Annotated in this window: 13 protein-coding genes and 1 pseudogene; 7 read left to right on the top strand and 7 right to left on the bottom strand. The window is 51.3% G+C overall.

Going from position 1 to position 12,713, the window contains the following annotated elements:
* Positions 1-20: 20 nt before the first annotated feature.
* Positions 21-929, bottom strand: coding sequence for an IS30 family transposase (locus MON37_RS06255; protein ID WP_242883544.1), 909 nt, complete (start codon positions 927-929; stop codon positions 21-23).
* A 75-nt stretch (positions 930-1,004) separates the two neighbouring features.
* Here MON37_RS06255 and MON37_RS06260 point away from each other — a divergent pair, with 75 nt between their 5' ends.
* The 4 genes and pseudogenes from MON37_RS06260 (at position 1,005) to MON37_RS06275 (ending at position 3,394) form a co-directional block, all read left to right on the top strand.
* Entirely contained in the window at positions 1,005-1,973 is a 969-nt protein-coding gene (locus MON37_RS06260) for an IS30 family transposase (RefSeq protein ID WP_242883546.1), read from the top strand.
* Between the two features lie 45 nt (positions 1,974-2,018).
* Positions 2,019-2,132: pseudogene (locus MON37_RS06265) on the top strand (IS5/IS1182 family transposase); the annotation flags it as partial.
* Between the two features lie 111 nt (positions 2,133-2,243).
* The gene (locus tag MON37_RS06270; protein ID WP_003756620.1) at positions 2,244-2,594 is read left to right on the top strand and encodes a helix-turn-helix domain-containing protein; all 351 of its coding nucleotides are present in this window, start codon (positions 2,244-2,246) and stop codon (positions 2,592-2,594) included.
* Complete coding sequence (locus tag MON37_RS06275; protein WP_242883548.1) at positions 2,498-3,394, top strand: IS3 family transposase; 897 nt, start codon at positions 2,498-2,500, stop codon at positions 3,392-3,394. The genes MON37_RS06270 and MON37_RS06275 overlap by 97 nt, the downstream gene beginning before the upstream one ends.
* 81 nt (positions 3,395-3,475) lie before the next feature.
* On the opposite strand, the gene mpl is transcribed toward MON37_RS06275, so the two are convergent.
* On the bottom strand, positions 3,476-4,852 hold the full coding sequence (gene mpl, locus MON37_RS06280; protein ID WP_039407990.1) for a UDP-N-acetylmuramate:L-alanyl-gamma-D-glutamyl-meso-diaminopimelate ligase: 1,377 nt from the start codon (positions 4,850-4,852) through the stop codon (positions 3,476-3,478).
* 134 nt (positions 4,853-4,986) lie between these two features.
* Here mpl and MON37_RS06285 point away from each other — a divergent pair, with 134 nt between their 5' ends.
* Complete coding sequence (locus tag MON37_RS06285; protein WP_039407993.1) at positions 4,987-5,700, top strand: O-methyltransferase; 714 nt, start codon at positions 4,987-4,989, stop codon at positions 5,698-5,700.
* A 52-nt stretch (positions 5,701-5,752) separates the two neighbouring features.
* On the opposite strand, the gene MON37_RS06290 is transcribed toward MON37_RS06285, so the two are convergent.
* The 3 genes from MON37_RS06290 to MON37_RS06300 form a co-directional block, all read right to left on the bottom strand.
* Positions 5,753-7,279, bottom strand: coding sequence for an ABC transporter permease (locus MON37_RS06290; RefSeq protein WP_039407996.1), 1,527 nt, complete (start codon positions 7,277-7,279; stop codon positions 5,753-5,755).
* 276 nt (positions 7,280-7,555) lie between these two features.
* The gene (locus MON37_RS06295) at positions 7,556-8,623 is read right to left on the bottom strand and encodes a PD-(D/E)XK nuclease family protein (RefSeq protein WP_039407999.1); all 1,068 of its coding nucleotides are present in this window, start codon (positions 8,621-8,623) and stop codon (positions 7,556-7,558) included.
* 91 nt (positions 8,624-8,714) lie between these two features.
* Positions 8,715-9,614: an NAD(P)H-hydrate dehydratase gene (locus MON37_RS06300; protein WP_039408002.1), complete on the bottom strand. Its 900-nt coding sequence runs from the start codon at positions 9,612-9,614 to the stop codon at positions 8,715-8,717.
* A 133-nt stretch (positions 9,615-9,747) separates the two neighbouring features.
* Here MON37_RS06300 and MON37_RS06305 point away from each other — a divergent pair, with 133 nt between their 5' ends.
* On the top strand, positions 9,748-10,407 hold the full coding sequence (locus MON37_RS06305; protein WP_039408005.1) for a cytochrome b/b6 domain-containing protein: 660 nt from the start codon (positions 9,748-9,750) through the stop codon (positions 10,405-10,407).
* Positions 10,408-10,467: 60 nt separating this feature from the next.
* On the opposite strand, the gene MON37_RS06310 is transcribed toward MON37_RS06305, so the two are convergent.
* Positions 10,468-11,067 carry an MlaC/ttg2D family ABC transporter substrate-binding protein gene (locus MON37_RS06310; RefSeq protein WP_039408008.1) on the bottom strand — a complete coding sequence of 200 codons (600 nt, stop codon included), beginning with the start codon at positions 11,065-11,067 and terminating at the stop codon, positions 10,468-10,470.
* A gap of 127 nt (positions 11,068-11,194) precedes the next feature.
* Here MON37_RS06310 and MON37_RS06315 point away from each other — a divergent pair, with 127 nt between their 5' ends.
* Positions 11,195-11,698 (top strand): DUF1841 family protein, encoded by a 504-nt coding sequence (locus MON37_RS06315; RefSeq protein WP_039408010.1) that lies wholly within the window; start codon positions 11,195-11,197, stop codon positions 11,696-11,698.
* A 183-nt stretch (positions 11,699-11,881) separates the two neighbouring features.
* On the opposite strand, the gene radC is transcribed toward MON37_RS06315, so the two are convergent.
* Positions 11,882-12,562, bottom strand: a complete 681-nt coding sequence (radC, locus tag MON37_RS06320; RefSeq protein WP_039408012.1) for a RadC family protein — start codon at positions 12,560-12,562, stop codon at positions 11,882-11,884.
* Positions 12,563-12,713 lie beyond the last annotated feature (151 nt).

A 12,713-nucleotide genomic window follows, 5' to 3' on the forward strand; every position in this document is an offset into this window, starting at 1 on the left:
TTCGGATTTCAAGTGCAACACTAGGGTACCAGTGGTTGGAACAGATTTAAGAATAAAACACTTGGCGTTTCGTAGCCAAGTGTTTTTCTCGGCCGGTGGTTCAACTCATCTTGAACCCTGCGTATCTCCCGATCGCTGATGTTTCGGAAATCGGTTTGTTTGGGGAAATATTGCCGGATGAGTCCGTTGGTGTTTTCATTCAGCCCTTTCTCCCACGAATGGTAAGGGCGGCAAAAATAGGTTTCCGCCTTTAATGCTTTGGCTATTTTGGTGTGTTGGTAGAACTCTTTGCCGTTATCCATGGTGATGGTGTGGACTCTGGCTTTATATGCCTTTAATACCCTAATGGCCGCCCGGGCAGTGTCTTCGGCCTTTAAGTTATCCAATTTGCAGATAATGGTGTAGCGGGTAGTGCGTTCGACCAAGGTCAATAACGCGCTTTTCTGATTTTTGCCGACGATGGTGTCGGCCTCCCAATCGCCGATGCGGGTTTTCCGGTCGACGATAGCAGGTCGGTTTTCTATGCCGACGCGGTCGGGCACTTTGCCTCTGGTCCATGTGCCGCCGTTGCTTTTGTCTTGGCGGAGGTAGCGGTAAACGGTGCTGTGATGGAGTGTGATCCCGTGGTGTTTATGCAGGTAGGCGCATACTTGTTCGGGACTGAGTTTGCGGCAGATAAGGGTGTCGATGTGTTGAACCAGCTGCGAATCGAGCTTATAGGGTTTTCGCCGGTGCTTTTTGGTCAGCCGGCTTTGCTTCTGTGCTTTTTCGGCGCTGTATTGCTGTCCTTGGATGCAGTGCCGCTTGATTTCTCGGCTGATGGTGCTTTTGTGGCGGTTGAGCTGTTTGGCGATTTCGGCGATGGTGCAGTGGCGGGACAGGTATTGGATATGGTATCGTTCGTCTTGGGTCAGTTGTGTGTAGCTCATGGCAATCTTTCTTGCAGGAAAGGCCGTATGCTACCGCATACTAGCCTTTTTCTGTTATGGAAAGTTGCACTTCAAATGCGAATCCGCCCACAACTGACCCAAGACGAACGATACCATATCCAATACCTGTCCCGCTACTGCACCGTCGCCGAAATCGCCAAACAGCTCAACCGCCACAAAAGCACCATCAGCCGAGAAATCAAGCGGCACTGCATCCAAGGACAGCAATACAGCGCCGAAAAAGCACAGAAGCAAAGCCGGCTGACCAAAAAGCACCGGCGAAAACCCTATAAGCTCGATTCGCAGCTCATTCAACACATCGACACCCTTATCCGCCGCAAACTCAGTCCCGAACAGGTATGTGCCTACCTGCATAAACACCACGGGATCACACTCCATCACAGCACCGTTTACCGCTACCTTCGCCAAGACAAAAGCAACGGCGGCACTTTGTGGCAACATCTCAGAATATGCAGCAAACCCTACCGCAAACGCTACGGCAGCACATGGACCAGAGGCAAAGTGCCCGACCGCGTCGGCATAGAAAACCGCCCCGCCATTGTCGACCAGAAAACCCGCATCGGCGATTGGGAGGCCGACACCATCGTCGGCAAAAATCAGAAAAGCGCGTTATTGACCTTGGTCGAACGCGTTACCCGCTACACCATCATCTGCAAATTGAAGAACTTAAAAGCCGAAGACACTGCCCGGGCGGCCATTAGGGTATTAAAGGCATATAAAGCCAGAGTCCACACCATCACCATGGATAACGGCAAAGAGTTCTACCAACACACCAAAATAGCCAAAGCATTGAAGGCGAAAACCTATTTTTGCCGCCCTTACCATTCTTGGGAGAAAGGGCTGAATGAGAACACCAACGGACTCATCCGGCAATATTTCCCCAAACAGACCAATTTCCGAAATATCAATAATCGGGAGATACGCAGGGTTCAAGATGAGTTGAACCACCGGCCGAGAAAAACACTTGGCTACGAAACGCCAAGTGTTTTATTCTTAAATCTGTTCCAACCACTGGTACCCTAGTGTTGCACTTGAAATCCGAATCCAAGGAACCTTAAAAGCGAACTTTATAGTGAATTAAATTTAAATCAGGACAAGGCGACGAAGCCGCAGACAGTACAGATAGTACGGCAAGGCGAGGCAACGCCGTACTGGTTTAAAGTTAATCCACTATATCGGGTCTGCCCCATCCCATTCCTTCACCACAAAAAGGTCGTCTGAAAACCAAACTCCGGTTTGAACTGCACCCCAAAAGTTGGACATCCCCTCCAACTCACAAGGTGCAGTTTTTTTATGAGCAAATATACATTACACTTCAAATACCAAGCCGTACTCCACTATCTGCATATACGCAGCCAACAGCGTACCGCAGACCACTACGGCATTTCCAGAACCCACCTGCGGCGATGGATACGCGCCTATCAAGAAGGCGGCATCGGCGCACTCGAACATCCCCAATCCAAAACCATGCCCCAACACCGCAAAAACCCCTTCATCGCAGATAAACCCGACCAAGAAAAAACACAGGCGGAGCTTATTGAAGAGTTGTGCTATATGCGCGCAGAGGTCGCCTACCTAAAGGAGTTAAAAGCCCTCAGCCAAAAGCAGACCGCAAAGGACAAAGCCAAACCGTCCAAACACTGAGGGCGCAACACCCGCTCAAATACCTGCTGCACATCGCAAACCTGCCCAAAAGCAGCTTTTACTACCATCACCAAGACCGACCCGACCCCGACGCAGCCGACAAAGCCCTCCTTGTCGAAACCTACCGGCGGCATAAAGGACGCTACGGACAAAGGCGCATTGCCGCAGCATTGGGTTGGAACCGCAAAAAAGCGGCGCGGTTGATGAAGCAGTTGGAACTGAAAGCCCTCATACGGGCGAAAAAAGCCTACCGCCATCCCGCTATGGGCGAAATATCGGAAAACCTCCTCAAACGCCGGTTCAAAGCCCGAAAGCCCAACGAAAAATGGCTGACCGACGTTACCGAACTCAAAGGAAAAGACGGCAAATTGTACCTCTCGCCAATCTTGGACTTGTTCAACCGCGAGATCGTCGCCTACGCCATGAGCCGCAGAGCCGACAGCGAAATGGTGAAGGAAATGCTCGAAAAAGCCGTACCCCGTCTGACTGATAAGGGAACAATGCTGCATTCCGACCAAGGTGTGCTGTACCGTACGGCGGAATATAGGAAATTGATTGCAAAACATTCCATGGTTCAAAGCATGTCGCGTAAGGCGAACTGCTGGGACAATGCGCCGATGGAAAGCTTCTTTGCGGTGTTGAAGACGGAGTGTTTCTATAACGCAGGAGAATTGACGGTGGATGAATTGATGAAACAGATAGATGACTATATGGATTACTACAACCGGGAGCGTTGCAGTTTGAAATTGAAAAAGCTGAGTCCTGTCGCATACAGAACCCAGCTTGCACAGAGCGCCTGAATAGGCTTTTATGAGTGTCCAAGATTTGGGGGCCAGTTCAGTTTTCAGACGACCTCAATCATTCCAAACTTTCAACCGACCTTATTTCAAGGCTTCCAGCAGCTTCCCGTGTATCCCGCCGAAACCGCCGTTGCTCATCACCAAAATATGGTCGCCTGCTTCGGCATGTTTCACGATTTCGGCAACGAAGGCATCAAAGTCTTGTCCGACGTGCAGCTTGCCGCCCAAAGGTGCGAGGGCTTCGGCGACGTCCCAGTCCACGCCGCCGGCGTAGCAGAATACTTGGTCGGCACCTTTGAGGCTTTCGGGCAGGGCGGCTTTCATGGTGCCGAGTTTCATGGTGTTGGAACGCGGCTCAAGGACGGCGAGAATGCGGGCGTTTCCGACGCGCTGACGCAGGCCTTCGATGGTGGTTTCGATGGCGGTCGGATGGTGGGCGAAGTCGTCGTAAACGGTGATGCCGTTCACCGTGCCTTTGATTTCCATGCGGCGTTTGACGTTTTTAAACGCGCTCAAGGCTTCGCAGGCCGTCTGAATATCGACTCCGGCATGGCGCGCGGCGGCGATGACGGCGAGCGCGTTCATGCGGTTGTGTCCGCCCATCAAATCCCATGCGACGTGTCCGGCTTTTTTGCCGTCAAGCAACACGTCGAACGAGCCGTTGGCATTGACTTCGCCGACCTGCCAGCCATGTTCGATGCCGAATTTTTCCACCGGCGTCCAGCAGCCTTTGTCGAGAGTGTCTTGCAGGCTTTGCTGCTGTCCGTTGCAAACGATTAAGCCTTCGGACGGAACGGTGCGCACGAGGTGGTGGAACTGGGTCTGTATCGCACCCAAGTCGGCAAAGATGTCGGCGTGGTCAAATTCCAGATTGTTCAACACGGCGGTACGCGGACGGTAATGCACGAATTTGGAGCGTTTGTCGAAAAAGGCGGTGTCGTATTCGTCGGCTTCGATGACGAAAAACGGCGATTTGCTGTTCGGGTCTTGACGCGGCGTTTGCGGCAGACGGGCGGAAACGCTGAAGTTTTCCGGTACGCCGCCGATGAGGAAGCCCGGCGCGAGTCCGGCATATTCCAAGACCCATGCGAGCATGGACGCAGTGGTGGTTTTGCCGTGCGTCCCCGCCACGCCGAGCACCCAATGATGGTGCAGCACGTTTTCCGACAGCCATTGCGGACCGGAAATATAAGGCAGGCCGCGGTTCAAAATCGCTTCAACCACATCCATCCCGCGCTTGGCGACATTGCCGATAACGTAAACGTCGGCTTTAAATTCGTCCAACTGCGCGGCATCGAAGCCTTCGTGTACGTCTATGCCCAAGGCTTCGAGCTGGGTGCTCATCGGCGGATACATCTTCGCGTCGCAACCGCTGACTTTAAACCCCGCTTCTTTGGCAATGGCGGCCACCCCGCCCATAAACGTGCCGCCGATACCGATAATGTGGATGTGTTTCATGATAAGACCGTCTTTTGAATGAAATAATGGGAAAGCCGCCATTATAGCGGAGTTTGGACGGAGGGGTCGTCTGAAAAGCGAAGCTGTGGCAAGATGGACAATATAGAGGATTTGAACTGAACAGGAGAAAGCCCATGCCCAAGCTGACACCCCAAATGTTCGCTTTTCTGCAAGCGCCTCAAGCCGAATCCGTCTTACTGCGGCTCTACACCCAAGCCTTAAAGCAAAACAGACAGATGTTTTTTCATTTTCTGCCCAAGATTTTCAAGCTCTTGGGCAAAGGGCTGGATTGGACGGGGGAAAACGAAAGTTTTTACGAAGACAAATACATCCCCATCGCACCGCGACAAGGCAAGTTTTTGTATATGCAGGCTTTGGCATCGGGAGCAAAAAACATTGTCGAATTCGGAACTTCCTACGGCATTTCGACGCTGTATCTTGCCGCAGCCGCCAAGCGCAACGGCGGGCGCGTCATCACTTGCGAATATCTGCCGCACAAAGCCGCAGCGGCGAGAAAACATTTCCAAGAAGCCTGTTTGGCAGACTATATCGAGCTTCGCGAAGGTGATGCGCTGGAAACCTTAAAAGACTTAGCCATCTGCCCCGATTTCGTCTTACTCGACGGCTGGCCGGATTTGGTATTCCCCGTATTCAAGCTGCTGGAACCTAATCTTGCCGACCGCGCGGTCATCGCCGTGGACGATGTGGAAGGCTTCTCACCTGCCATGCAGGATTATCTCGATTACGTCCGCCGTCCTGAAAACGGTTATATTTCATCCACGCTAAAACCTTACAAAGCGTTGGAATATACGGTCAAAACAGGCAACCATACCGAAAAGGTCGTCTGAAAACCGGTTTCACCAAGATGAAACCGCCTTTTCAGACGACCTTCAATATGATTCAGTCCTCGTCCTTTCCGTCCAGCAGCAAAAACACCATCGTCGCAAACAGCATCAATACCGCCGTCAACACCATCGCCCTCGAATAATTGTCCGCCCCCGCCCTGCCCAGATAGGCGTAAATCAGGGTGGTCAGCGTCTGCCATTCGGGACGCGCCAAAAACAGCGTTGCCGCAAACTCGCCGACGCAGGTTGCCGCCGCCAAAGTCAGCCCGCGCCTGAAAGCAGGTTTCAGCAATGGGGCGGTGATGTAAAAGGTCGTCTGAAAACGGTTTGCCCCCATAGTTCTCGCCGCCTCGCCATAGCCTTGCGGCAACGCATCCCATGCCGCCAAAACATCTTTGGCAACAAACGGATACGCCAACAGCGCATAAGCGGCAATCAAAAGCGGCAGCGATGCCGTCCATTGCGGATACAGCAGCAGCACGCCGAACGCCACACAGACCGGCGACACCATAAACGGCAAAAATACCGCCCCCCTCACCCACGCCGCGCGTCTTGCCAAGCAGGCATACGACACGCCCAATACCGCAGCGGCAGCAACCGCCGCTGCCGAAAAACGAACGGTGTTCCAAAGCGCCGCCAGCGTTTCGCCCTCGAGCAATACCCGCCAAGACCCTCCGGCAAGGACAGCCTGCCGGACAACCGCAAGCAGGGGCATCAGGCAGCACACACACAACACCGACAATACCGCCGCGACCATCAGCCGTTCCGCCGCTGTTTCGGGCTTGCGCGGGCGCGGTGCGGCGTGTGCCTTATCCGCATCCGTCCGACGGCTCAACCGCGCATACAGCAACCCCGCCGCTGCGGTAATCCCCAACACCAGCCATACCAAGACGGAAGCCTGCGCCATATCCAATTCATACGCAATCAGCCGGTAAATCTCTACTTCCACCGTCGCATAGCGGTCGCCGCCCAACAGCAAAGCCAGTCCGAACCCCGAAAAACAATACAGGAAAACCAAACACAAACCGCCCGCCAACCACGGGCGCAATACCGGCCATTCCACCCTTAAAAACCGCTGCCAAGCCCCCGCCCCCAAAGCCTGCGCCGTTTGCAGGCGCGCCTCGGGAACCTGCAAAAATCCCTGATACGCCGCGCGCACCAAAACCGGCAGGTTGAAAAACACATTGCCGTAAATCAACAGATACGGCGTATCCTGCCAGCCCGCCCAAACGGCACCGTTTGTGCCGAACAAAGCCAACACGCCCATCCCCGCCACCAAAGTCGGCATCACGAAAGGCAGCATCAACAGCCTCAACACCAAAGCGCGTCCCCGGAAATCCAAACGCGCCAACACCCACGCCGCAGGCACGCCCAAAATCCCCACCAGCACGCAGGTTGCCAAAGCCTGAAACACCGTCCATAAGATAAGGTGCTGCATATAGTCATCTCGCAACACCCCGCCCCATGCACTCCCATCGTAAAAAGCCAGCGCAACCAAAGGTGCGACGACCATCACGATAAGGAAGCCCAAAGGCAGCAGCGCGAGCAGTAAAGTGGAACTGAAAGAGCGGATGGAAGACATGGTTTGATGCTGTATGAAAATTAAAAAAATATAGGATTAAGTCGTCTGAAAAACGGTTTCAGCAAACCTGCCAAGCTGCTTTCAGACGACTTTTTTAAAACTAAGATGCTTGATGGTAAGGTATCAGGCAGATGGCAAGCCAATGGATGATGAGCGGTTTGGACATAGTGTGTGATGGACAAAATAAGGATGATGGAAAAAGAGCAAGTCGGCAGTTTAATCGGTACGGGAAAGGATTTCAAACGGATGGTTAGGTCGTCTGAAATCCTTTCTGTATTATTTTTTAAAACGTAAACTGGGTATTTGTGCCTGCTTTGGAGACTGCGTATCAGCTTTGAATTTTTTCTGGAACGCTATAAAAAATTCCTGATACTTCAGAATATTTTTAATAACACCCTCCCTATCCAATTTATCGTTACCAAACCACCCCTCTCTTTCAACCACGGCAAACGTCATGGTTTTCCCCTTCCCAAACCTTTCCGGTTTTTTAATCTCGAAGAAACCTTCTTTACGAGCTTCCGATATAAACAACTTAAAAAGTTTATTTCGTATTTGTCTTCTATCGTTTTCAACACTCTCGTCAGATATATTGACCTTAAAGCAAAGCCTTACCTTACTTTGCTCCAACTGCATATAAATAAAATTTTTGTCTGTCAGCGGCAATTTAGAAAAGGCATACCACCAAAAACCGCCACTGGGATTATTTGCATAATCCCACCACATATCTGCCGCTGGTAATTCATTTTCTAAAAATTGAAAAAATCCCTGCCAATCAATACCCTGCCATTCCGTAATGGCTATCTCTCCAAATTGATTATTTTTCTCCTCCAGCCTTTTAATCCGCTCGAGAAAATCTATAAAAATATTATTCTTTATAAGATCCGTATATTTTTCGAGAATACAAATAAGGTTTTTCCTGTCAAAAACCTTGAACCCTTTATTTTCCACTCTTGTCAGGCTTGCTTTGTTTTCATTACCGGTTTTTATATAAATGCAGACAATGCTTTTACCTTTCGCCATTCTCTCCGCAGCTTCCCTATACCGGTTTAGCTGATTAGAATGCTCCTTAGTATTGGTTTTGTCTTCAATTACAATAAAATATTTATCATTTACCTCAGCCCATATATCAATATTTTCCCTTTGCCTCCCTGCTTTCACAGAAGTAATTTTTTCATCAAAATTCGGATAGTGTGATTTGATTAATTCTGTAACAAATTTCCGCGCACATTCATTTAAAACCTCATCTTCTCGTTTGCATCCCTCATCGGCAAACATCAATAGCCAAGTAATAAAAGCATCCTGACTCAGTTCTTTAGTGGCTATATCAAAAATATTCGGTTTCATTTTTTCCCTTTTTTATCTGAATAACAACACACAGGTCGTCTGAAAACGGCTTGGAGGCTGTATCTTTGTTTTCAGACGACCTCCTTCCTGCTCAATTTTTTGTTTTCTCTGTCATCAGCCGATTCCTCAACCATCTGGCGGTAGGTGCGATTTCGCCTGCGAGCATACCGGTTTCTACGCCTGTCGAGTGTTTGATGACATCCGCCGCCGCGCCGTGCAGCCATACGCCGGCGCAAGCGGCTTGGAACGGCGGGATGCCTTGCGCGAGCAGGCTGCCGATGATGCCGCTTAAAACGTCGCCGCTGCCTGCGGTGGCAAGTCCGGCGTTGCCGCTTGGGTTGGTATAGACCGTGCCGTCGGGCGTAGCGACCAGTGTGCGGTGTCCTTTTAAGACGGTTACGGCTTGGAACGTTGCGCTGATGGTGTGGACGGCGGACATTCTGTCTTGCTGAACGGCTTGGGTGGATGTACCGAGCAGGCGGGCGGCTTCGGCGGGATGCGGGGTCAGAACCAGATGGCTGCGTTTTTGTGCAGCTTCGCGGTTTTCGGGATGCGACCTTGCCAGCAAAGTCAGTGCATCGGCATCGAGCAGCAGCGGCGCGTCCTGATTTTGCGTCAACACGGTATTTAAGATTTGGCTGGCGGTTTCGTCCAAACCCATGCCGCAGCCGACCGCCCATGCGCTGATGTCCTTGCGTTTCAGCAGGTCTTCGGCAGTCGCCAGCATGATTTCGGGGCGTTCGGGGATGACGGCGAAGGGTAAGGCGGTTTGATTGAAGCCCGCCCACACTTTGCCGCTGCCTTGATAAATCGCGGCGGTGGAAGCGAGAACAACGGCTCCGCTCATGCCCGATGCGCCGCCGACGACGGCGAGCGTGCCGTATGTCCCTTTGTGCGATTCCGCTTGGCGTGGGGCGAATACGTCGGGAAATTGCGAGGTCGTCTGAAAAAAATCGGGCGTATCGGGGAACTTATAGGACGGGTTCATCATCAATCTGCCTGAGTTTGGTAAAATGGCGGTTGCGTGGCGAAAAGAGGTTGTAATCCCTCTTTTATCGACTGTTGTTTTCACGATTCTACCGCCCCGTATAGGAACACTACAACCACACAACAAGGAATATTTAATGAAACAAAAAGTCAAAGTCTGGGATTTGCCAACGCGCCTGTTTCACTGGCTCTTGGTCTTGTCGGTCGGATTTATGTGGTACAGCGCGCAGGCAGGCGGCGGGATGCTGGTTTGGCACTTGCGCTGCGGGCTGCTGGTGGCAGGGCTGATTGTCTTCCGCCTGTGTTGGGGCTTGTGGGGCAGCGATACGGCGCGTTTTTCACAATTCGTGCGCGGCCCGTCGTCCATCCGCCGCTACCTGCAAGGCAGCCTGACGGAAAACGAACAGCCCGGACACAACCCTTTGGGCGCGCTGATGGTCATCGCGCTGATTGCGGCGGTCTTGCTGCAAGTAACGACGGGTTTGTTCGCCGCCGATGAAAACACGTTTACCGACAGCGGCTATCTGAACCATTTGGTCAGCTCGGACACGGGCAGCCTGATGCGCAAAATCCACGTCAATTTCTTCAACCTGCTGGCGGCATTGGCAGGCTTACACATCGTTACGGTCTTGGCGTATAAGTTTTTGAAGAAAAAAGATTTGATCCGCCCGATGATCAGCGGCTACAAGTATATCGAGGGGCAAACCGTTACCTTGAAATTTGCTTCCGCCGCCAAACTGATTGCCGCATTGGCAGTGGCGGCTGTGGCGGTGGCTGCGATTTTGATGTTGAAATAACAATTTAAACAAATAGGAAAAGGTCGTCTGAAACTTTCAGACGACCTTTTGTCATTGGATTTATTGCTTTTTCAGCCCTTTGGCTTTGACGGTCGCAATGGTGCCGTCTATGCCTTTTTGCTTGATAAGTTCGCCGAACTGGTTGCGGTAAACCGTTACCAGGCTCGTTCCGTCCACGCGGATGTTGTAGATTTTATAGACAGGGCCGACCTTATAAAGCTGGTAGGCTACTTCGTATTTCGTCCCTTTTTTGGTGTGCAGTTCAGAAAATACGTCGAACTTATTGCCGTTGACCGTCATTTTCGGCAACAGCCTTACCTGCGCATCTGCCGCGCCGATTAAGGCGGAATGCGAATACATGGCTATAATCATGTCTTTAAAAGCGCGGATAAATTCCGTTTTCTGAGTAGCGGAGAATTCACGCCAAGGCGCGCCGACCGCCAAAGCGGAAATGCGTTCGTAATCCAGATAACGGTCTGCATACTGCTCAATCTGCTTGACCTTTTGCGCCTCGCTCAAAGAGCCGTTGCGCGCGATTTTCAAAACTGCATCTATATTCTGCTGCATCTGAGCCTGTGCGGGGTGTGTTTCAGCCGCCACATAAGGCGCGGCAACCACCATCGGGACAGATAATACAAAAGCGGACAAATAAGGGTTCATCGTTACTCCATAAGATAAGAAGCAAAGCTGCATTTTAAAACGCCCTGAGGCATAAACCGTTAATCAAATGTAAAAGCAGGAAAGATAACTATATAATCGCCCTATCCGAATTTCTGAAATTCCCGCCATGTACGATGTCAACACACACGATGTCCGCCGATTTTTCGCCCATGTCTGGCGACAACGCCTCACCCCCCTGCAACTGGACGGCCTGCAACAAAAAGCCCTGCGGATTATCGAAGCCCATCCCGAATACGCCCGCTATCTCGAAAATATCGAAGACTATCTGGACAAGACCTGGACGCCCGAAGAAGGAGAAACCAATCCCTTCCTGCATATGTCCCTGCATCTCTCCCTGCAAGAACAAGCAGCCATCGACCAGCCGCCCGGCATCCGCGCCATACACGGACAACTCTGCGTGCGCTATGGCGGCGATTGGGTACGTGCCGAACACGATATGATGGATGCGCTGGCAGAAACCATATGGGAAGCGCAACGCTACGGACGCGGCTTGGATGTCAATGCCTATATGACTCGGCTGCGCAAACTGGTCGGACTGGGGCAGGAAGAAACCGCCCGCATCAATCTGCACGAAGTCGGCGTGTCCGGCATCATCAGCGAAAGGGCTTGAGTTCATCTAGTCTCACCTAGTTTCCAGTTTATAGAAAAGAATTTTCAGACGACCCTTCATGCCCGTTTAGTTCAAAATATCGGCTACCTTACATATCTATCACACTAAAATCAGTAAAGAGGTCGTCTGAAATCCGTTTTCAGACGACCTTATCTTAACCTTTACCCCCCCGGCAATATCACTTTACCCTTCCATATACCCCCGCTCCCGCATAGAGCAGACTTCTTTCGCCGTAACAATGAAATGATCCAAAAGCGAGACATCAACCAATGCCAAAGCCTGTTTCAGACGACTTGTGAACGCAATATCGGATTGCGAAGGCGTTGCCGAACCGCCGGGATGATTATGCGCGATAATCAGGCTGTCGGCGTATTCGTCCAATGCGAGCTTGACGATTTCCCTGATATAGACGGTATTTTCTGCCACCGTTCCGCGCGAGAGTTCGCGCATGGCAATCAGCCTGTTTTGGCGGTTGAGCAAAAGCGCGGTGCTGACTTCTATCTTTTCGTGCCCTAAATGCAGGCGCAGATAATCGGCAACGGCTTTCGGACTGGAAAGCGTGATGTTTTCCTGCAAATCCTCGCCCAAAATCCGTCTGCCGATTTCTTTGACGACGGCAAACTGGGTAAAACTCGCCAAACCCATGCCCTTGTATGCGGAAAGCGTTTTCGCGTCGGCGCTCATCAGCTTGCCCAAGCTGCCAAACTCGTTCAACAGATAACGCGCCAAATCCACTGCACTCATCCCGCGCGTACCGACCCGCAGCAAAATCGCCAATAACTCCGCATCGCTCAATGCACCTGCACCATGTGCCAACAATTTCTCGCGCGGCCGCTCGCCTTCAGGCCATTGTTTGATACTCATGTTTTACCCCTTGCGTGAACATTCACGAAAAAATTTGTTTGAAAATCTGCTTGTTATTGCACTTTCTGCAATGAAATGCTTATTAAGCAACTATTGTAAATATTTTATATTTTATTATATTTTGAATGAATATTTAAAATATAAGCATAAT

The organism is Morococcus cerebrosus (genome assembly GCF_022749515.1).
Lineage (GTDB): Bacteria > Pseudomonadota > Gammaproteobacteria > Burkholderiales > Neisseriaceae > Neisseria > Neisseria cerebrosa.